Below are 20,300 nucleotides of genomic sequence, written 5' to 3' on the forward strand. Positions count from 1 at the left end.
ACAAAACCTGAGTCCTTTATAGTTAAAGTGTTTGTTTGCACTCATATTTTAACTATTTAGACTCAGGTTTTTTTATTTAAAGCAAACTATGGGACAGTAGTGGGATTTACTCCTCTTTTTTTATATATTAAATTGATATCTATAGAGAAAAATAACAACTGAACCCGAATCCCTACAAGATAAATCGGGTTTGAAAACAAGCATTTCAGCGTACTTTATCAGTAGCTTAGTTTTTCAATATGAGGCATAATGCCCTACAACGTAGCGGTGTCGGATAATTGACAAGCATTTCACAAAAAATTCTTATCAATCATGCGACACTTTAATCGCTATCCCATAATTTAATTAGGGAATGGGACTCTTCACCGAGGTTGTAAAATGAGACAAACGATTTTAGCTGTATTGTCTTTATCAACGATGGCTGCACTCTTGACTGGGTGTGGCGGTGATATGGTACTACTAAACAATAAAGGTCCAGTTGGTCAAGGTCAAAGTGACCTCATGATGACTGCGATCTATCTAATGCTTTTGGTGGTAATTCCATCAATTATCATGGCATTATGGTTTGGTTGGCAATATCGCGCATCGAATAAAGATGCAGACTATAAACCTACTTGGGCACACTCTACGACAATTGAGATCGTTGTTTGGGGTGTTCCTGTCATTATTATTGGTATTTTAGCTTGGTTAACTTGGTGGGGTTCCCACAAGTACGACCCTTACCGTCCGTTAGAGTCAGATAAAGCGCCTTTAACTGTTCAAGCCATCGCTGAACAATTCAAATGGATTTTTATCTATCCTGAGCAAAACATTGCAACGGTAAACGAAGTACGCTTCCCAGAAAAAACGCCTGTAAGCTTTAAGATTACTTCTAACTTTACGATGAACTCGTTCTTCATCCCACAGTTAGGTGGTCAGATCTACGCTATGGCGGGTATGCAGACTCATCTTCACCTTTTAGCAGACGAACCAGGTGTATTCCGTGGTTTCTCAGCTAACTATTCAGGTTATGGTTTCTCACAAATGCGCTTCAAGGCACATAGTGTAACTGAACCAGAGTTTGCACAGTGGGTAGAAGCTGTTAAAGCGGGTAATGGTACAAGTATCAATGCTGAAGCAATTCAAAAAGGTACACTTGACCAAGCTGAATTAGCGACTCTTAAAGATGGCAATCGTTCTAAATATCAGATCGAAGCACTTGTAGCAAAAGCAAAGACTCCAGAAGAAAAGCAAGAGGCTGAAGAAATGAAGCCTTACCCTACAGAGCCACATCCTGTGACTTATTATTCTTCAGTTGAGCCTAAATTATTCGAATCTGTTATCAATCATTATATGAGCAACTATCATGGTGCAGACCACTCAGCTCCTGCTGAGCATGCAACTGAAGCAACTCATACCAATGATGAACATGCCACAGCTTCTGCAGAGGAATAAGACATGTTTGGAAAGTTAGGACTTGATGCAATTCCGCACGATCCGATCGTGTTGGTCACAGTTGCAATGATGGTTTTAGGTGGTATCGCGCTTGTTGCTGGTATTACTTATTTCAAAAAATGGGGCTATCTGTGGAACGAATGGTTCACATCAGTAGACCATAAAAAAATCGGTATTATGTATATCATTGTATCTGTAATCATGCTATTGCGTGGTTTCGCTGATGCAATCATGATGCGTTTACAACTTTTCCTCGCTAAAGGCGGTGGTGAAGGTTACCTACACCCAGAACACTACGATCAGATTTTTACCGCACATGGTGTAATCATGATCTTCTTCGTGGCAATGGGTCTTGTTGTAGGTATGATGAACATCTCAGTACCGCTACAAATTGGTGCTCGTGACGTTGCATTCCCATTATTGAACTCACTAAGTTTCTGGTTATTTGCTGGTGCTGCTGGGTTGATGATGGCTTCACTAGCGTTAGGTGAATTCGCTGCGACAGGTTGGATGGCTTATCCACCTCTATCTGGCATCGAATATTCTCCTGGTGTAGGTGTTGACTACTACATTTGGGCACTGCAAGTTTCAGGTTTAGGTACGCTTTTATCTGGTGTTAACTTCTTCGTTACCATTATTAAAATGCGTGCACCTGGCATGAAATTAATGGACATGCCAATTTTTACTTGGACATCACTCTGTACAGCTGTGTTAATCATTGCATCTTTCCCTGTATTAACAGGTACGCTTGCAATGTTGACATTAGACCGTTACTTCGGTTTCCACTTCTTCACAAATGAGCTTGGCGGTAGCCCAATGCTTTATGTGAACTTGATTTGGACTTGGGGTCACCCAGAAGTTTACATCTTAGTATTACCAGCATTTGGTCTATACTCAGAAATCGTTGCAACTTTCTCTCGTAAGACGTTGTTCGGTTACAAATCAATGGTATATGCAACTATCGCAATTACTGTACTTGCGTTCGTTGTATGGCTTCACCACTTCTTTACCATGGGTGCGGGTGCAAACGTTAACGCATTCTTCGGTATTATGACGATGGTTATTGCGATTCCTACAGGTGTGAAAATCTTCTCTTGGTTATTCACAATGTATAAGGGACGCATTACTTATACTACCCCGATGCTTTGGACACTTGGCTTCCTTGTGACTTTTGGTATCGGTGGTTTGACTGGTGTACTTATGGCTGTTCCACCTGCGGACTTCCTTGTACACAACTCACTCTTCTTGATTGCTCACTTCCATAACGTAATTATCGGTGGTGTGGTGTTTGGTATGTTTGCCGGCATCATCTTCTACTGGCCGAAAATGTTTGGTTGGAAACTCAATGAAGCTTGGGGTAAAGCTGCGTTCTGGTTCTGGTTTATTGGTTTCTACTTTGCATTCATGCCTCTTTATATCCTTGGCTTCATGGGTATGACACGTCGTTTGAATACATATGACAACCCTGAATGGGATCCATACTTAGCAATTGCATTGTTCGGTGCAGTATTGATTGCTATCGGTATTGCTTGTTTCCTTATGCAGATTATCGTTGGTTTCTTACAACGTCATCAAAATATGGACTACACAGGCGATCCATGGGATGGTCGTACATTTGAATGGGCTACCTCATCTCCTGCTCCATTCTATAACTTTGCACATCTACCAGCAGCTGACGGTATCGACCGCTTCTGGACAGATAAAGAAAATGGTGTAGCTTACGCACGCGATACTAAATATGAAGATATCCATATGCCGACTAATCGTGCAGCTGGTTTCATCATTGCAATGTTCATTACTGTTCTTGGTTTTGCATTGATCTGGCATATTTGGTGGCTTGTAGTTGTTTCTTTCGTTGCTTCAGTTGTTAGCTTGATAGTAAGCTCATTCACTAAGAATGTTGATTACTACGTACCTGCTGCAGAAGTTGAACGTATTGAAAATGAACGCTATGCGTTACTTGAAAAACACTTGAAGAAGGACTAAGGAAATGGCTGAAGTACTTCATCACGACAACCACGGTCATGACGGTCATCACGAACACGATGACACAGACTTAACGGTCTTTGGTTTCTGGACATATTTGATGAGTGACTTGATTCTTTTCGGATCACTCTTCATTGCGTTCGCTGTATTAAGCAGTCATATTCCGCCTGGTACTCCAAGTGCGAAAGATCTTTTTGGTGATTCTTTAGGTTTTGTTTTAACTGAGACCTTTGCCCTTTTGATCTCTTCGGTAACATTTGGATTCGCTGTTCTTGCATCTTATAAAAAGAACGTTAATCAAGTGATTGCTTGGTTGTTTGTTACTTTCTTATTTGGTGCAACGTTCATTGGGATGGAAATTTATGAATTCCAGCACCTTGTACATGCTGGCCATGGTCCAACTCATAGTGCGTTCTTATCAGCATTCTTTACTTTAGTTGGTACACACGGTATCCACGTAACTTCTGGTTTAGTTTGGATGCTCGTGCTTATGTATCAAATCAAGAAGAATGGTTTGACACTACCGAATACACGTCGTCTTGCTTGCTTAAGCTTGTTCTGGCACTTCCTTGACATCGTTTGGATCTGTGTATTCAGCGTCGTTTACTTAATGGGAGTTCTCTAATGAGTGGTCATGACCATAATGCCGCAGGTGCATCACACGGTAATTTCAAACAGTACACGGTTGGTTTCATCCTGTCTGTTGTCCTCACCATCATTCCTTTTGGAATGGTGATGGCGGGTGGTTTTAGTCGTGGTATTTTAATGACTGTAATCGCAATTACAGCGGTTGCTCAGGTGCTTGTACAGCTTGTGTATTTCCTACACATGAATACATCATCAGAACAACGCTGGAACTTGATTGCATTCATCTACACAATCCTATGTATCGCTGTTCTTCTTGTTGGTTCAGTATGGATTATGAATTACCTACACTACAACATGATGATCTAAACTGATTATCATGTGGAAAAAGTATTTATTCCTGACTAAACCAGGAATTCTCTTCGGTAATTTTATTACCACCTTGGGCGGCTTCTTTTTAGCCGCCCAAGGCGCTATAGATATCCTCTTATTATTATTGACCTTACTAGGGACAACTTTTGTAGTTGCTTCTGGTTGTGTCGTGAATAATGTGATTGACCAAGATATCGATCAAAAAATGCAGCGTACGATGAATCGTGCTCTTGTTAAAAAGACAATCTCTCCAACAATTGCAATGCTCTATGCATTGGTCTTAGGAGCTATTGGATTTGGCATTTTATGGTTCTTTGTAAATGCATATGCATTCTTGTTTGCTGTCATTGGTTTTGTTGTCTATGTCGGTTTTTATAGTTTGTGGACTAAACGTACTACAATCCATCAAACTGTAATTGGTAGTATTTCTGGAGCGAGTCCTCCTGTTATTGGTTATACGGCTGTAACTCAACAATTTGATATGGCTGCCCTATTAATTTTTGTTGCATATGCTTTATGGCAAATGCCACATTCTTGGGCTATTGCTATCTATCGTTTTGATGATTATAAAAACGCAGGAGTACCAATTTTACCTGTAGCACGCTCTATTCTACGCACGAAAATAGAATCCTTAATTTATGTGATTTTATTTACTATTGCGATGAATGGTTTATATGTTTATGGATATACCAATATTGTATTCTTGGTGATCTGTAATTTACTTTGTGCTTACTGGTTCTACATTGGTATTTTAGGTTTTAAAGCTGAAAATGACCAACTTTGGGCAAAACGCTTTTTCTTATTTTCAGTGATTTTGATTACTGTAATTAGTTTAAGTTTCAGTTTTACTTTTAATAGTCCTGCACCCACCTTCCCTATTTTCTAAAAAGATAGAGGAACCTCTATCTTTTTATTCTCTGCTTCAATTGTTATCATTTCGTGCAATAAAAACATTCATACTTTATTGCCTAAATGAAACTTCAAAATATATCGATTTTAAAACCCATTTTTTATACTTTTATCACAGCAATTTCTATTCAAGCTCAAAGTATTTATGCTGGAGCTGAAAATATCTGTGAACCAAATCTACACTTAGATGATCGCGATCTAAATGGTTGCAGTAATTTACCTGTTCTATATCCTTCAAACGATAGTCAAACTAATACTGCCTTATTACTAAGCGATTTGGGTCTAGCTGAAATCGAACCAATGCAGATAGATCAAAACTTATGGGACGCGACTTTTGGTTATGTGCCATTTGATGCTGCAAATGTATCGTTGGCAACGAAGAATAAAATTCAGAATCAGAGAAATGAATTAGCAGTAAAAGACGAAATCATATTTGATGAACGTTGTTACAGTTTTAATTCAGGCAACAATGCTTTTATTGATCAAGTTAAAACCCATAAACTAATTCCAGCAAATGAAAAGCTGGTTCTGATCAACGAACGCAAGAAGATGAATCAATGTGACAATAAAATTGCATTGATCTCTATCGATCCAAATTGGTCAACAACCACGCGTCAGTACGCATCTTATTTAAATGCGAGTATTTTGTTTTATAATGCTAACTATTCATCTTCTAAGAAAATTTTTGCGGTATTAACTTCGGTTGAAGATGCATGGTTGAAAGAAACAGCTCAATATATGTTGATTCGGACGACACTTAATTCAGCTTATGCAACAGGTGTTGATCAATACGGTGATGTATACCTTGATAATATTAATCCAAATTTACTAAAACAGTTCTTAGGTCATATCACGAACTATCTAAATGCTTACCCTAATGGTCGTTATGTAGCAAGTGCGCGTGGATTTTTACGTCGTGGTTTTTGGTTATCTAAACGCCAAGATCTTTTAGTCAATGAGATCGTATGGCAAATTCAAAATCCTAAATCTAAATTTTACAATTTAGATATGGGACAACTTCCTGCTGAAATTGATAGACGTATTTTTAGTAGCAATTCATTTGAACTCAAAAATCTCAAGGACCCTTTTTTCTTGACGATATATAATTTAATGAATATGCGTGACTACAAAACTGAACATTACCAACCTATTACGTGGTCTCAACTTAATGCACAAAAAGATTTCTTTAAAACTCAATCTGAATTATTTAACTATTTAAGAGCGATTCATTTATTTTTTATTCAGAATAAACCCCAAGATGCTTTAAATTATTTACCAAAGTCAAATATTAAAAATACTAATTATTTACAACTAAGCCAAACTTTTTTAAAAGGTCAAATATTGGAAAAACTCGGTCAAAACCAAACTGCTGAAGAATACTGGACTAACCAGCTTGCTCAAGCACATACACTTTATCAGAAGGCTTTATTTGAAACCGCATTATCTAAACATTTGAATATCAAACAAGATTATTCAGCTTTTATAGGAAAGCAAGCCAAAATAAGCCAACCAAATCTACAAAAACAATTTATAACTCAACAAGCAAATATAGATAGTTTAGACAAGATTATTCAATCAAATCAAAGCACAGTCGATCAAAAGCAAGCTGCTATTCATACCTTATTAAGCAAAAGTTTAGTTCACCAGAGATTCGATTTATTTCAACAAAAATATTCATATTTGCCTAAAAATGCGAGTGAATACAAAGGATATTCAAGTGCAAAAGAACACTTAAAAAACAAACCTGAGTTTGCTAATTTTATTTGGAATGGATCAAACATCACGGCTCAACTCAAATGCGATAATCTCTTAACATTGATCCAACAACTCAGTAAATTGCCAAATGATCCCCTACTCAACATTTGTTTGGGAGAGTTTATGCGAAGTGAACAAGGTTATAGCCTGCAACAACTCAGCTATGACGAGCAACAAAAACCAACTATAAGTGGAAAAATTTTCGCACGCGGTGAAATTTATAAAGACATTATCAAATCTTCTCGAAAAGATGATTTACATGCTTATGCACTGTATAGGGCAATTCAATGTTATGCGCCAAGTGGAATAAATGATTGCGGGGGTATCGAAGTGGCTAAAAACACGCGTAAGCAATGGTACGATCAAATCAAAAGAGATTATCCAACAAGTGCATGGGCTAAATCACTAAAATATTATTGGTAGGTTTATTCTTTGATGTGGTTAAGGTGTATTCTTTTTAGTGTGTTGCTGTTGATATTAGGACTAAACCAACCGAGTCGACCAGCAACTCCAACTATCGATGCCAATCAATTTCAATCCTTTTGGATTTGGGGTGAAATCAAATCTGTCCCCTATCTCTCAAAGGCTAAAGAGCTTTATATTCTGCAAGGTGAAATCCGTTATTCAAAACAAAAACAGACTTCAATTTTGATACCGCAAGGTATTGGTACTTTAAAATTACCCAATCAAAAAATTTGGCTCGTTTTTCGAACCCACCACCTAGATTGGAGTTCACAAAATTACCAAACCATCTTAACTCGCTTAAACCATTGGAAAAATCTAGGCAATCAGATTGAAGGGATTCAAATTGATTTTGACAGTAAAACCCGCAATCTAAATGAATACGCATATTTTTTAAGTCAATTCAGAAGTCAACTTCCCGCTCAATATAAACTCAGTATTACAGGATTACTTGATTGGACAAATTTTAAAGAGCAAGACACCCTAAAACTTCTTAGACAAAATATTGATGAACTAGTGATCCAAACCTATCAAGGCACCACCTCTATTCCCAATTACCCTGAATATTTAAAACGTATAGCAAATCTTAAACTGCCTTATAAAATTGGTTTTGTGCAATATGGAAAATTATATAGTGACTTAAAGACAGTTTATGATCCGCATTTTAAAGGCTATGTGATCTTTTTACTGCGTGAAAAACCGTGAATTTACTTGCGATTTGGGTGAAAGGTGTCTAAAATCGCAGCTTCGCAATTTGCGACATAACTTTTTAAGTTATGACTCCTTGCTTCTGACTCATTTTAAGTTAGGGGCTGCTTAAACCGTAAGGAGCTGACAATGCGTCACTACGAAATCGTACTATTGGTACACCCAGACCAAAGCGATCAAGTTGTAGGTATGGTTGAACGCTATATCTCTCAGATCAAAGAAGCTGATGGTCAAATTCACCGTTTAGAAGATTGGGGCCGCCGCCAATTGGCTTACCCGATTAACAAGATTCACAAAGCACACTACATTCTTATGAATGTTGAATGTGGTCAAACGACTCTTGATGAATTAGAAGAATTGTTCCGTTATAACGATGCAATCATTCGTAACATCATCATCCGTCGTGAACACGCAATTACTGAAGAATCTTTACTTGCTAAGAGTGCTGAAGAAAAACGTGCGCGTAAAGCTCAACGTGAAGAAGCACAACAAGCAATTCAAGAAGCTGAATAAGGAGAACATCAATGGCACGTTTTTACCGTCGTCGCAAGTTCTGCCGCTTTACAGCTGAGAATGTTGCGTACATCGACTACAAAGATATCGACACTTTAAAACAGTACATCACTGAAAACGGCAAGATTGTTCCTAGCCGTATTACAGGTACTAAAGCTCGTTATCAACGTCAATTAGCGTTAGCTATTAAACAAGCTCGCTATTTGTCTTTGATTCCGTACACTGACAACCATAAGTAAGTGAGGTGAGCTGTGGACGTTATCTTATTACAACGCATTAAGAACCTTGGTAAATTAGGCGACAAAGTATCAGTAAAAGCTGGTTACGGTCGTAACTTCTTGATCCCTCAAGGTAAAGCTGTAGCTGCAACTGAAGCAAATACTGCTGCATTTGAAGCTCGTCGTGCTGAACTTGAGAAACAAGAAGCTGCTATTTTAGCTGCTGCGAACGCACGTGCTGAACAATTGAACGAAGTAAATATCGTTATCACTGCTAAAGCTGGTGATGAAGGTAAACTTTTCGGTTCTATCGGTACTCGTGACATCGCTGACGCTTTAACGAACGCTGGTCTAGCAGTAGATCGTGCAGAAGTTCGTTTACCAAACGGTGCGCTTCGTCACACTGGTGAATTCAACATCGCAATCCAATTGCATCATGATGTTGTTGCTGAAGTTCTCGTTACTATCGTATCTGAGTAATTTCTGCAAAAAAAAGAGCATGTTTTTACATGCTCTTTTTTTATGTCCATAATTTTGCTTTAAGCTTTGATTCTACTTTTTCATCACTTAAACAATTTTCTTTAATAAACTTCTCCTGTTGGTATCCATTTGGATTAAGATAGTCATTCATTTACGGTTTCATCTTTTTATTAGGTCTTGTTATGTCACAGGCAAATGCCAATTTTGCAAAAAATACTCCCAACGCTGAGAGTAAAGTGAATGACTCAAGTCAACTAAAAGAGTTTAGAACGCCTCCTCATAATCTTGCGATTGAGCAAGCTGTTTTAGCTGCATTAATGACGGTAGCAGAATCATTTGAACAAGTGGGTGACTTACTCAAGGAAAATGATTTTTACGCAACTCGACATAAATATATTTATCGAGCTATTGAAAAATTAGCGCAAGAAAACTCACCTTATGATGCAGTGTTAGTCAATGACTGGTTACTTAAGCAGAATCTACTCGATGCGATTGGCGGTGAAGAATACTTAATGCAATTGATGGCGGATTCACCATCGAGCTTCTATAACCTTGAGATCTATGCCAGCAAAATTAAGGAATTTTCAACCTTACGCAGTATGATCAAAGTCAGTACTGATATTTTACAAAATGCTTACGACACCAAAGGTCGTCCTGTTAGTGAAATTCTAGACTTAGCTGAAACTAATATTTTCTCTTTAGCGGAACAGCACAACAACAATAAAAAAGATTCAGGTCCAAAGTCGATCAGCTCAGTAACAGCTGATGTAATTAGCAAATTAGATGAGCTTTCCAAAATGGATGGCAACATCACAGGACTTTCTACAGGTTTTCTTGAATTAGACAATAAAACCTATGGTATGCAGGCGGGCGATTTAATTATTGTTGCTGCACGTCCTTCGATGGGTAAAACCACGTTTGCCATGAATTTAGTCGAGAGTGTACTGTTTAATTGCAACCTCCCTGCTCTTGTTTACTCTATGGAAATGCCAGCAGATTCAATCGCAATGCGTTTGATTTCCTCTTATGGGAAGGTTCATCAAGGGCATCTACGTTCAGGTAAATTGGACGGCGACGAATGGTCAAAAGTAACTGGTACGATTTTACAATTACAGGAAAAACATCTTTATATTGATGATTCTTCTGCATTACCCCCAACTGAAGTTCGTGCACGTGCAAGGCGTATTGCCAAAATGCATGATGGAAAAATCGGTTGCATCATGGTCGACTATTTACAGTTGATGAAAGTTCCAGGTATGGGAGATAACCGTGTTGGTGAGATTTCTGAAATTTCGCGAAGCTTAAAAGCATTAGCAAAAGAAATGAACTGTCCTGTAATTGCATTATCTCAGCTCAACCGAAGCCTGGAAAATCGCCCAAATAAACGACCAGTAATGTCTGACTTGCGTGAATCTGGAGCGATCGAGCAAGATGCCGATTTGATTATGTTTATTTACCGTGATGAGGTTTATAACAAAGAATCTAAAGAAGCTGGCACAGCAGAAATCATCATTGGTAAACAGCGTAATGGACCTATTGGTACTGTCCGTCTCGCCTTTGAAGGACAATATACTCGCTTTAGTAATCTTTCACCTGAATTCTATGCACAATTTGATGATGAAGAATAACGCATAATATTTTGTAATCTGACTTATTTTCTAGCCGTCCCAAAGGAGTACTCAGGGTGCGCCAAGCAACAATTTATATTGATAGTGAAGCACTACAATATAATTTAAACCGTGTTAAACAACTTGCACCACATTCCCAAATTGTAAGTATGGTGAAAGCGAATGCATATGGGCATGGAGTACAGGATTGTTTAGCCGCCTTAAATGCAACGGATGCTTTTGGTGTAGCTTGTTTGGAAGAAGCTTTAGAGATTAGGCGACTGGGATATACACAACCCATCACCTTAATTGAAGGTGTATTTACTGAAAATGAGATGGAAGATGTTATTCAACAGAAACTTGAATGCGTTGTACATCGACATGAACAAGTAGAATGGTTAATCCAAAATAAAGAAGCCTATAATGCCTTAGGACTTAAGGTTTGGGTAAAACTAAATAGTGGGATGAATCGCTTAGGTTTTAAGAGTAATGAAATTATAGCCGTTATTCATCAACTAAAATCATTGAATTTTAACTGTGTACTCACTATGCATTTTGCAAATGCGGATGCAGATCACCCGTTAAATGAGCAACAGATTCAACAATTTTTAGACGTAAAAAATGCATGCGAACCGATATTAGCCTCTTGTTGTAATTCTGCTGCTATCTATAAATATCCAAACTTACATTTTGATTATGTACGTCCTGGGATTATGCTTTACGGTGCAACACCTTTTGTAGATAAAGATGTTAATGAACTTGATTTAAAACCTGTAATGAGTTTTGAAGCAGAAATTATTGCATTAAATCAAATACAAGCAGGCGAAAGCGTAGGTTATGGTTCTACTTTTACAGCAACGAATAGTATGCAAATTGCAATTGTTTCTATTGGCTATGGTGATGGCTATCCACGTGCATATGTAAAACCTAATTACGTAGCGATTGATAAGCAACTGACTCCTGTTATTGGTCGAGTAAGTATGGACATGATTGCGATCGACACAACTAATCTTCAAGTTAAAGTCGGCACCAAAGTTGAACTTTGGGGTAAAACACGATTGGTTGATGATGTCGCAAATGCAAATGGTACGATCGGTTATGAACTTTTATGCCGACTAAGTAATAGACCACAAAGACAACGTATCTAATCAATAAAAATCCAAGCAAAAGCTTGGATTTTTTTTATAAACCGTAATCCGCTGTAGGTTTTGGCAACTCTTGTAAACCTCGACGTAACGTCTCTGACCACTGTTTACTAATTTGAGTAAAATATGGATCTTCCTCACTGATTCGTTTACCTTCAGGAATAACGAAACTATCTTTGTGATATACCAAAGCGTCCAAAGGTAAACCTACAGATACATTTGAGCGTAGCGTTGAGTCAAATGAAATCAAAGAACAGCGTAAAGCATCATCAAGTGGCATCGTATAGTGCAAAGCACGATCTAGTATAGGTTTACCATACTTGCTTTCACCAATCTGAAAATAAGGTGTATCCGTAGTCGCACAAATAAAGTTTCCTTGAGGATAAACATTATAAAGCTGCATTTCCTCACCTTTAATCTGTCCACCCACCAAGATACTGCATGAATAATTCATCTGCTCTTGAGTATTACTTGTGATGTCTTCTAAAACTCTGCGCAAAGTTTTACCAACAAGTTCAGCTACCTCAAACATTGTATTTACAGTGTATAGATTTGGCTCTTGATGCAGTGTTAAAGAATTTTGTAGATGTCCTAAAACTGCTTGTGTTGTCGCTAAATTACCAGCGGTCTGAAGTGCGATGAAACGCTCACCCTCGATACCAAAAGTATGTAATTTACGAAATACTGAAATATGATCGACCCCTGCATTTGTCCTAGTATCACTGATGAGTACTAAACCTTGCTCCAATCTTAATGCACAACAATAGGTCATCTTGCTCTCTTTTCTTCAACACGCTAAAACCTGAACAACCGACATCATACTCTCCACACCACCCTGTTCACGAACCCCACGAACAGGGGCAACATCAAGATAATCTCGACCAACTGCTACATAGATGTGATTTTGAGGGCTAAATATCTGGTTACTAACATCGAAACAATACCATTGATTGTCAACAAATACTTCTGCCCATGCATGACTGGCAAGGTGCGGTTGATTCTGATCATACAAATAACCAGAAACATAACGTGCAGGTAAATGTAATGCTTTACACATTGCAATCATGACATGTGCATGGTCTTGGCAAACACCTTTAGCAGCATAAAATGCATCTGTAGCCAATGTTGTGACGGATGTGCTCTCAGGTTGGTATGGCATTTTTTCTAATATCTTCTCAGATAAAAGAATTAAATGCTGTCGATCTTTGGTGCGAACAATATCTTGTGCGAAATATAACATCACTTGATCACAATGAGTCAGACTGGTTCTTTGCAAAAAAATATAAGGCGAAATTTCATTTTCGAAATGCCCGATTTCAGTGTCAAATAGGTCTACAACTCCTTGAGCCATGATCGTCAAATATCGGTAATCATGATGCTGTGTTGCAGTTAACCAGAGATTATTAAAGGCATCGCGTTGGCAACGATATTCGCCTGGTACACTGATATGCCAATTCTCAATAATCTGATGCTTAGAACTTTGCGGCATCATCTTAATTGACTGCACGCTATTACGTGCATTTTGTGTATATCGATAGTGTGTTTGATGATTTACCATAAGTTTCATGCATACACCTCAAATTGATTTTCCAATTTATAAGTAAATTCATAAAACTGATTCAGATATGGTTGATCTTTCAATCCATTCCAGCTGTGTTGAAGATCACTCCAACCCAAATTAGAAAGCTGAACTATCATCGGATCAATTGAATCAAGAACAGAATGTATATTTTTATGGAATCTAAAATGTGTGTCGATTTGTTCAACAGACTGACCTAGATGAAAAAATAGAAAAACCTCCTCTTTCTCATTTTTTAAAATCTCTCGACAATCTTGAACTAGCTCTAAAATCATGTCAGGTGTATTGGTCGCATTTTTTATCAGCGTGTTTAATTCAGCATATGCAGTTGCTGAAAACAAAGCTCTAAGTTCTTGGATATTATTACGAGCAATTTCGAGTTGATTAATTAATGAGTAAGGTTGTTTCTCATCTAGCATAAATTGATTCAATTTTTCTGCATCTTCAATATGCAAACATAAACCTTGAGCAAACACTTCTGCTTTTTGATCATCCACAAAAGGGAGTTGCTCCGCAACATAACCGATTCTAAATAAATAACGACCTAACCAATATACATGTTGAGCACTTGAACTGAGTAACGTCATATATATCCTCCTTTATTTTTAAAATTTCCAAATCACCCATCCAAGTCAATTAAATGAGTGAGTCGATTGAACAATGAGAAGGAAAATTAGGAACGTAACGTTTCTACCACCCAAGTATCTTTAATACCCCCACCCTGTGAGGAATTTACAACAAGCGAACCTGCTTGCATCGCAACTCGCGTTAATCCTCCCGGTACGATTTCAGTGCGGTAAGGAGAACTCAATACAAATGGTCGTAAATCAATATGTCGTTCAGCTAGCCCATCGACAGTTAGTGTTGGTGCCACAGACAACGCCAAAGTCGGCTGAGCGATATATAAATGTGGCGTCGCCATAATCTTTAATTTAAATGCTTCTATCTGTGCCTGATCTGCTTGTGGTCCGATCAGCATTCCATATCCACCAGAGCCTTGGGCCTCTTTTACCACTAATTTTTCTAAATGATTTAATACATAATCTAATTGATCATCTTCACGACATTGATATGTTGGTACGTTATTTAGAATAGGTTTTTCGCCCAGATAATATTCAATCATTTGACCAACATAGGGATAAACCGATTTATCATCAGCAACACCTGTACCTGGTGCATTTGCAATCACAACATTATGTTGCAAATATGCTGACATTAATCCTGCAACACCCAAAGTACTATCTTGTCTAAAGACTAAAGGGTCTAAGAAATCATCATCAACACGACGATAAATTACATCCACTTGTTGACGTCCACGAATTGTTTTTACGAATACTTTATCATTCTCAACAAATAGGTCTCGACTCGTAACCAAGGGTACATCCATTTCCCGTGCCAAAAATGCATGTTCATAATAAGCACTATTAAAACGCCCTGGTGTTAACACCACGATTAAAGGTTGATCCACATAAGCATTCTCCGTCAGAACTTGCTTCAACAGACTCGGATAGTGTTCGATACCTTGTAAATTATTACTCACACATAAATCAGGCATCAATTTTTGGCTAATTTTTCTACTCTCAAGCATATATGACACACCTGAAGGTGTTCTCAAATTATCCTCTAGTACAAAAAAATCACCCTGATCATCTCTGATAATATCGATACCACTAATTTGTGAATATATCTTTCCTTTGAGGTGGTGCTTCAGCATATGAGGCTGAAAAGCTTCATGAGTCATAATTTGTTGCGCAGGAATAATGCCTTCTTTTAGGATATTTTGACCGTGATAAATATCATCCAAGAAGTAATTCAAAGCTTTAACACGCTGCTCACAGCCTGAAGAAATTTTTTCCCATTGTTTTTTTTCAATAACTCGTGGAATCAAATCAAAAGGAATGGTACGTTCCGTGCCCTCTTGATCTCCATAAACATTAAACGTAATTCCTTCATATAGAAAATGCTGTTTAGCGACTGCACCTAGATTTTTTAATTCATCAAGACTTCGCTGACTTAACCACTCCTCGATCTTCTTAGATGCTTCACCGTTAAAACTTTTATCATCCAGCATCTCATTAAAGAATTTTGATTTAAGCTGCTCAAACAAATTTGTATTAACTTTGAGCTGTGAAATAAATGTAGACGATTGTAAATTTACTGCTGTTGTTTGCTGCGTCGCATAGTAATCAGTCGTGATAAATAGATCGTGTTCTTGTTCTGACATAGAAACCTCGTCTCATCATTTATTTATATCTCTAATAAGCAATTTCAATGCCACTTATAATATATGTATATTTTTTAACCAATACTTATATACTCTATTAAACTTAGCCATGTTTCAGTCGTAAATGCTTAATCTCTGTGTTATGAACTTGCTAAATCAAGTGAGTTTTTTTATTGTGTACACTTTAGAGCATTGAGTTAAATTCAGAACTTATGTCATCCATACAAGAAAAAGAAACTTCAAATAGCCTTTATCGCCAATGGCAAATATTGTCTCGCCTATCTACTGGTAAATGGATGGGTACACGTGAACTACAAGAAATATTGGAACGTGAAGGCATTGATATAAGTTTGCGCACCATTCAAAGAGATCTAAATCAAATTGCACAACGCTTCCCGATTGAAAGCAACAAAACCGTACCACAAGGTTGGCGCTGGCGTTCAGATGCACCGATCCAAAGCTTACCGCATATGACTAGTTCCCAAGCGGTAACTTTTATGATGGTAGAAGAACACCTACGTCATTTACTACCACCGAGTCTACTCGAAGAGATGACGCCTTGGTTTGATTTAGCGAAACGTAGTCTTTCAACCCAAAATAACGTGCGCCAATGGATTAATCGAGTTCGTATCGTGCCAGCGAACCAACCTTTAATACCACCAATGGTCGATAAAAATGCGCAACAAGCCATCTATGAAGGCTTATTGCAAGATAAACAAATCGAATGTGTTTATCGTGCCAGAATTAATCAAGGCGAAGATAAAACCTATATCTTAAATCCCCTAGCATTGGTTCAAAAAGGTGCTGTGATTTATCTTATTTGTACACGTAATGATAAAACAGAAGTTCAAACATTTGCCTTGCACCGTTTTAAAGCAGCGACTGTTCTTGAAAGTCGTGCTCTACATCCCGTTAACTTTGATATTGATCACTATATTGATTCGGGTGCTCTTGGTTTTAGAGTGGACTACAGCAAACCAACCGAACAAATTGAGCTAAAACTCACAATGAGCGAAAGCACAGCTCAAAGCTTTTATGAAAGCCAACTTAGCAAAGATCAAACGATTACATCCCTAGAAGAAAATATTGTAGAAGTTGTGGCAACAGTTCCATTTACATCACAACTCGTTTGGTGGCTGAGAAGTTTTGGTAAAAAATTACTCAATATCGAACCTGCGGCTGTTTATAATGCAGTGAGAGAGATTGAAAATAATGAATAAAAAAGAGAACCATTTGGTTCTCTTAGACTTATTAAAATTTTATACTTAAAGATAAGGTTTTTATTTTTATACATATTGTATAGGACTTATTTTTTCGCCCGCCAGATCAAAATAAGTCCCTCCAACGATGAAAAGCTGATAATGAATTAACATCGGCACGCAAGTTCGTATCCATTATAGCGAATCGTCTTTTTCGTCATAGTTAAAGCCCTCTTTGTTTGAACGTACAATCAATATAATCAAGATTTTTCAAGCTGTGAAATAAGAAAGATCGCAATGAAAATCTAATTATCTGCTAGGGATTTTAAATATATAAAGCTTTTAAAATAAAAAAGCTCCCTATAAGGGAGCTTTTAATCATTCACTCAGCTTAAGCTGAAAATGGATGACGTAAAATAATTGTTTCCGCACGATCAGGACCAGTTGAAATGATATCAATTGGACATTCGATCAACTGCTCAAGGCGTTTAACATATGCCAAAGCGTTTGCAGGAAGTTGATCAACCTGAGTTAAACCTACTGTAGATTCGCTCCAACCTGGCATAGTTTCATAGATAGGCTTCAAGCTTTCAAATGAGATCGCGTCAGAAGAACCTGCACAGCCTGAATCAACATCTTCATAGCCTACACAGATTTTAATTTCTTCTAAGCCATCAAGTACATCTAGCTTAGTTAAGCAAATACCAGATAAAGAGTTCACTTCAACAGAACGGCGAAGAATCTCGGCATCAAACCAACCACAACGACGTTGACGTCCAGTAGAAGCACCAAACTCATGACCCACTGTACCTAAATGACGACCAATTGCATCACCTGTATCTGTTGCTGCATCATAGTGCAACTCTGTAGGGAATGGACCTGCACCTACACGTGTTGTGTATGCTTTAGTAATCCCGAGTACATAATCTAAATGTAATGGACCCATACCCGAACCAGAACTCACACCACCAGCAGTTGTGTTCGAACTAGTTACATAAGGATAAGTACCATGATCGATATCAAGTAATGAACCTTGTGCACCTTCGAACATGATTGCTTTGCCTTCTTTACGATAATCATGTAACACTTTAGTTACATCGATCACTAATGGTGCAAGAACCTCACGCCATTCATTGCAAAGTGCAATCACATCTTCAAACTTAACTTCTTCAACACCATAAAATTGAGAAAGTTGGAAGTTGTGAAGCTCAAGCATTTCCTTGAGTTTTTCTTCAAGTACTGCACCACCACGAACAAGATCAGCTACGCGTACAGCACGACGAGCAACTTTATCTTCATAAGCAGGACCAATACCACGACCAGTCGTGCCAATCTTAGCATTGCCACGCTTTTTCTCACGTGCTTGGTCAAGTGCAATATGATTTGGCAAAATCAATGGACAGTTTGGAGAAATACGAAGACGCTCTTTAACAGGTACGCCTTCAGCTTCCAAAATCGCCATTTCTTTGATTAATGCTTCAGGTGAAAGCACAACACCATTACCAATTAAGCACAATACGTTTTCACGTAAAATACCAGATGGAATGAGGTGTAATACAGTCTTTTTACCACCGACCACTAGAGTATGACCCGCGTTATGTCCACCTTGATAGCGAACTACCGCAGCCGCTTGGTCTGTGAGCAGGTCGACGATTTTACCTTTACCTTCGTCGCCCCATTGGGTACCAAGTACCACAACATTTTTGCCCATAATAGCCTCATTACATCATGCTGTTAAAATTGGAAACTAAGTCAAAACTTAGCAATTAAATTTTTTCAATTACCCATTGCCCATTCTGTGACACCATTTGATGCGTCGCATAAGGAACAGAGTTTAAATCATCTTTACCTAACAGTTGCACTACACGCATACCTTGATGACGTGCATCTGCAATTGCTTTCAATAAATTTTGATCATTTCCACGAGGAGCTACTATCGTTTCAATTTCAGTAAACTGAGTAGATCCTAATGCATATAAATCACAGCTAAAACCAGTCGCAGGACGTGAACGACCAAAGTGTTCACCAATTCCATCATAACGACCACCTTGAGCTAGTGGTGCTGCGCGATTAGGTGCGTAAATGGCATACATTAAACCAGTGTGATAGTGATAACTACGAAGCTCAATCACATCAATACCGATGTTTAAATTCGACCATTTAGACTGAATTTGTGTAAATGTGCTTTCTAAAGCCTCAAATGCAGTTTTGAAGTCAGCATCATTTAAAATATCTTGGCTAAGATTCGCTTTTAATGCACCCAAATCACTTGCGTAACGACCTAATGCATAAAAATCAGAGCCCATTGATAAGTCTTGGGTAAACTCAGCTAATTCTGGTAAAGCTTTACGCTGATAAAGATCAGAAAGTTGATTCTCTGTATTTTTATTTAAACCAGCGCGCTTAACTAAGCTACGGAATAAACCTACATGACCTAAGTCTAAATGAGCGCCTTCTAAAGTATGCGTTTGTTCAATTAGACCCAACATCACATCAATCATTTCAACATCAGCTTCGATGCTATCATGACCATATAGCTCAGCACCCAATTGTAAAGGCGCACGCGTTGCATTGAAATTCTGTGGTTTAGTATGAAGGACTGTGCCTGCGTAGCAATAACGAGCGACGCCTTCAATTGGTCGTACATGTGCATCAATACGCGCTACTTGAGGTGTCATATCAGCACGAACACCTAACAAGCGACCAGAAAGTTGATCTATAACTTTGAAAGTAACTAAATCTAAATCTTGATTTGATTCTGAAAGTGAAGACAACGATTCGATGTATTCAATAAATGGCGTATACACCAATTGATAACCTCGAACTGCGAGGAAATCTAGAGCTTCTCGGCGCAATGTTTCGACAACTTGCGCTTGTTCGGGTAATACATCTGCCACCCCGTCAGGGAGCAACCATGTCTCTGAAATGGTCATGTTCCAAACCTAAAATCTGTTTAACGTGGAGGCATCCACATAAAAAGCAACCACATAAAAAAATCGGGTGAATGCCCGATTCAGCGTAGTGTAGCATGAAGATTTATGTGATGCACCTTCGAATTTGAATAATTCTTTACCAATTAACTAGAAAGCCAGCAACTTGTTATTTTAAATTTAACAAATAGATT

Annotated in this window: 19 protein-coding genes; 13 read left to right on the forward strand and 6 right to left on the reverse strand. The window is 38.0% G+C overall.

Annotation, left to right across the window (positions count from 1 at the left end; translation table 11 throughout):
* The first annotated feature begins 378 nt into the window (after positions 1 to 378).
* From cyoA to alr, 12 genes are all read left to right on the forward strand, one after another.
* Positions 379 to 1,434: a ubiquinol oxidase subunit II gene (cyoA, locus tag F948_RS08960; protein ID WP_004912161.1), complete on the forward strand. Its 1,056-nt coding sequence runs from the start codon at positions 379 to 381 to the stop codon at positions 1,432 to 1,434.
* 3 nt (positions 1,435 to 1,437) lie between these two features.
* Entirely contained in the window at positions 1,438 to 3,420 is a 1,983-nt protein-coding gene (cyoB, locus tag F948_RS08965) for a cytochrome o ubiquinol oxidase subunit I (RefSeq protein ID WP_004962896.1), read from the forward strand.
* Positions 3,421 to 3,424: 4 nt separating this feature from the next.
* Positions 3,425 to 4,045, forward strand: a complete 621-nt coding sequence (cyoC, locus tag F948_RS08970) for a cytochrome o ubiquinol oxidase subunit III (RefSeq protein WP_004962899.1) — start codon at positions 3,425 to 3,427, stop codon at positions 4,043 to 4,045.
* Positions 4,045 to 4,374, forward strand: a complete 330-nt coding sequence (locus tag F948_RS08975) for a cytochrome o ubiquinol oxidase subunit IV (RefSeq protein ID WP_004912170.1) — start codon at positions 4,045 to 4,047, stop codon at positions 4,372 to 4,374. Before cyoC ends, F948_RS08975 begins: the two co-directional genes overlap by 1 nt.
* A 10-nt stretch (positions 4,375 to 4,384) precedes the next feature.
* Complete coding sequence (gene cyoE / locus F948_RS08980; RefSeq protein WP_004962903.1) at positions 4,385 to 5,263, forward strand: heme o synthase; 879 nt, start codon at positions 4,385 to 4,387, stop codon at positions 5,261 to 5,263.
* Between the two features lie 86 nt (positions 5,264 to 5,349).
* Positions 5,350 to 7,464, forward strand: coding sequence for a PA5441 family protein (locus tag F948_RS08985; protein ID WP_004962907.1), 2,115 nt, complete (start codon positions 5,350 to 5,352; stop codon positions 7,462 to 7,464).
* Positions 7,465 to 7,476: 12 nt separating this feature from the next.
* The gene (locus F948_RS08990) at positions 7,477 to 8,208 is read left to right on the forward strand and encodes a DUF3142 domain-containing protein (protein WP_004962909.1); all 732 of its coding nucleotides are present in this window, start codon (positions 7,477 to 7,479) and stop codon (positions 8,206 to 8,208) included.
* Between the two features lie 132 nt (positions 8,209 to 8,340).
* On the forward strand, positions 8,341 to 8,724 hold the full coding sequence (rpsF, locus tag F948_RS08995) for a 30S ribosomal protein S6 (protein ID WP_004912183.1): 384 nt from the start codon (positions 8,341 to 8,343) through the stop codon (positions 8,722 to 8,724).
* Between the two features lie 11 nt (positions 8,725 to 8,735).
* Positions 8,736 to 8,963 carry a 30S ribosomal protein S18 gene (gene rpsR, locus F948_RS09000; protein WP_000090661.1) on the forward strand — a complete coding sequence of 76 codons (228 nt, stop codon included), beginning with the start codon at positions 8,736 to 8,738 and terminating at the stop codon, positions 8,961 to 8,963.
* A gap of 12 nt (positions 8,964 to 8,975) precedes the next feature.
* Positions 8,976 to 9,422, forward strand: coding sequence for a 50S ribosomal protein L9 (gene rplI / locus F948_RS09005; protein WP_004912185.1), 447 nt, complete (start codon positions 8,976 to 8,978; stop codon positions 9,420 to 9,422).
* Positions 9,423 to 9,604: 182 nt separating this feature from the next.
* On the forward strand, positions 9,605 to 11,050 hold the full coding sequence (gene dnaB / locus F948_RS09010; RefSeq protein ID WP_004912188.1) for a replicative DNA helicase: 1,446 nt from the start codon (positions 9,605 to 9,607) through the stop codon (positions 11,048 to 11,050).
* Between the two features lie 56 nt (positions 11,051 to 11,106).
* On the forward strand, positions 11,107 to 12,177 hold the full coding sequence (gene alr, locus F948_RS09015; protein WP_004962913.1) for an alanine racemase: 1,071 nt from the start codon (positions 11,107 to 11,109) through the stop codon (positions 12,175 to 12,177).
* Between the two features lie 34 nt (positions 12,178 to 12,211).
* Here alr and F948_RS09020 read toward each other — a convergent pair whose 3' ends face one another.
* From F948_RS09020 to F948_RS09035, 4 genes are all read right to left on the reverse strand, one after another.
* On the reverse strand, positions 12,212 to 12,946 hold the full coding sequence (locus F948_RS09020) for a proteasome-type protease (RefSeq protein WP_004955098.1): 735 nt from the start codon (positions 12,944 to 12,946) through the stop codon (positions 12,212 to 12,214).
* A 15-nt stretch (positions 12,947 to 12,961) separates the two neighbouring features.
* Positions 12,962 to 13,741: a transglutaminase family protein gene (locus F948_RS09025; RefSeq protein WP_004962916.1), complete on the reverse strand. Its 780-nt coding sequence runs from the start codon at positions 13,739 to 13,741 to the stop codon at positions 12,962 to 12,964.
* On the reverse strand, positions 13,738 to 14,340 hold the full coding sequence (locus F948_RS09030; protein WP_004962919.1) for an alpha-E domain-containing protein: 603 nt from the start codon (positions 14,338 to 14,340) through the stop codon (positions 13,738 to 13,740). Before F948_RS09030 ends, F948_RS09025 begins: the two co-directional genes overlap by 4 nt.
* Positions 14,341 to 14,426: 86 nt before the next feature.
* Positions 14,427 to 15,977 carry a circularly permuted type 2 ATP-grasp protein gene (locus F948_RS09035; protein ID WP_004962922.1) on the reverse strand — a complete coding sequence of 517 codons (1,551 nt, stop codon included), beginning with the start codon at positions 15,975 to 15,977 and terminating at the stop codon, positions 14,427 to 14,429.
* Positions 15,978 to 16,189: 212 nt separating this feature from the next.
* Here F948_RS09035 and F948_RS16590 point away from each other — a divergent pair, with 212 nt between their 5' ends.
* On the forward strand, positions 16,190 to 17,197 hold the full coding sequence (locus F948_RS16590; RefSeq protein ID WP_004912201.1) for a helix-turn-helix transcriptional regulator: 1,008 nt from the start codon (positions 16,190 to 16,192) through the stop codon (positions 17,195 to 17,197).
* Positions 17,198 to 17,567: 370 nt separating this feature from the next.
* On the opposite strand, the gene F948_RS09045 is transcribed toward F948_RS16590, so the two are convergent.
* Together F948_RS09045 and F948_RS09050 are read right to left on the reverse strand one after the other, a co-directional pair.
* Positions 17,568 to 18,887: an adenylosuccinate synthase gene (locus tag F948_RS09045; RefSeq protein ID WP_004912203.1), complete on the reverse strand. Its 1,320-nt coding sequence runs from the start codon at positions 18,885 to 18,887 to the stop codon at positions 17,568 to 17,570.
* Positions 18,888 to 18,942: 55 nt separating this feature from the next.
* Positions 18,943 to 20,109 (reverse strand): ATP phosphoribosyltransferase regulatory subunit, encoded by a 1,167-nt coding sequence (locus tag F948_RS09050; protein ID WP_004962925.1) that lies wholly within the window; start codon positions 20,107 to 20,109, stop codon positions 18,943 to 18,945.
* Between the last annotated feature and the right edge of the window lie 191 nt (positions 20,110 to 20,300).

This window comes from Acinetobacter junii CIP 64.5 (assembly GCF_000368765.1).
GTDB lineage: Bacteria > Pseudomonadota > Gammaproteobacteria > Pseudomonadales > Moraxellaceae > Acinetobacter > Acinetobacter junii.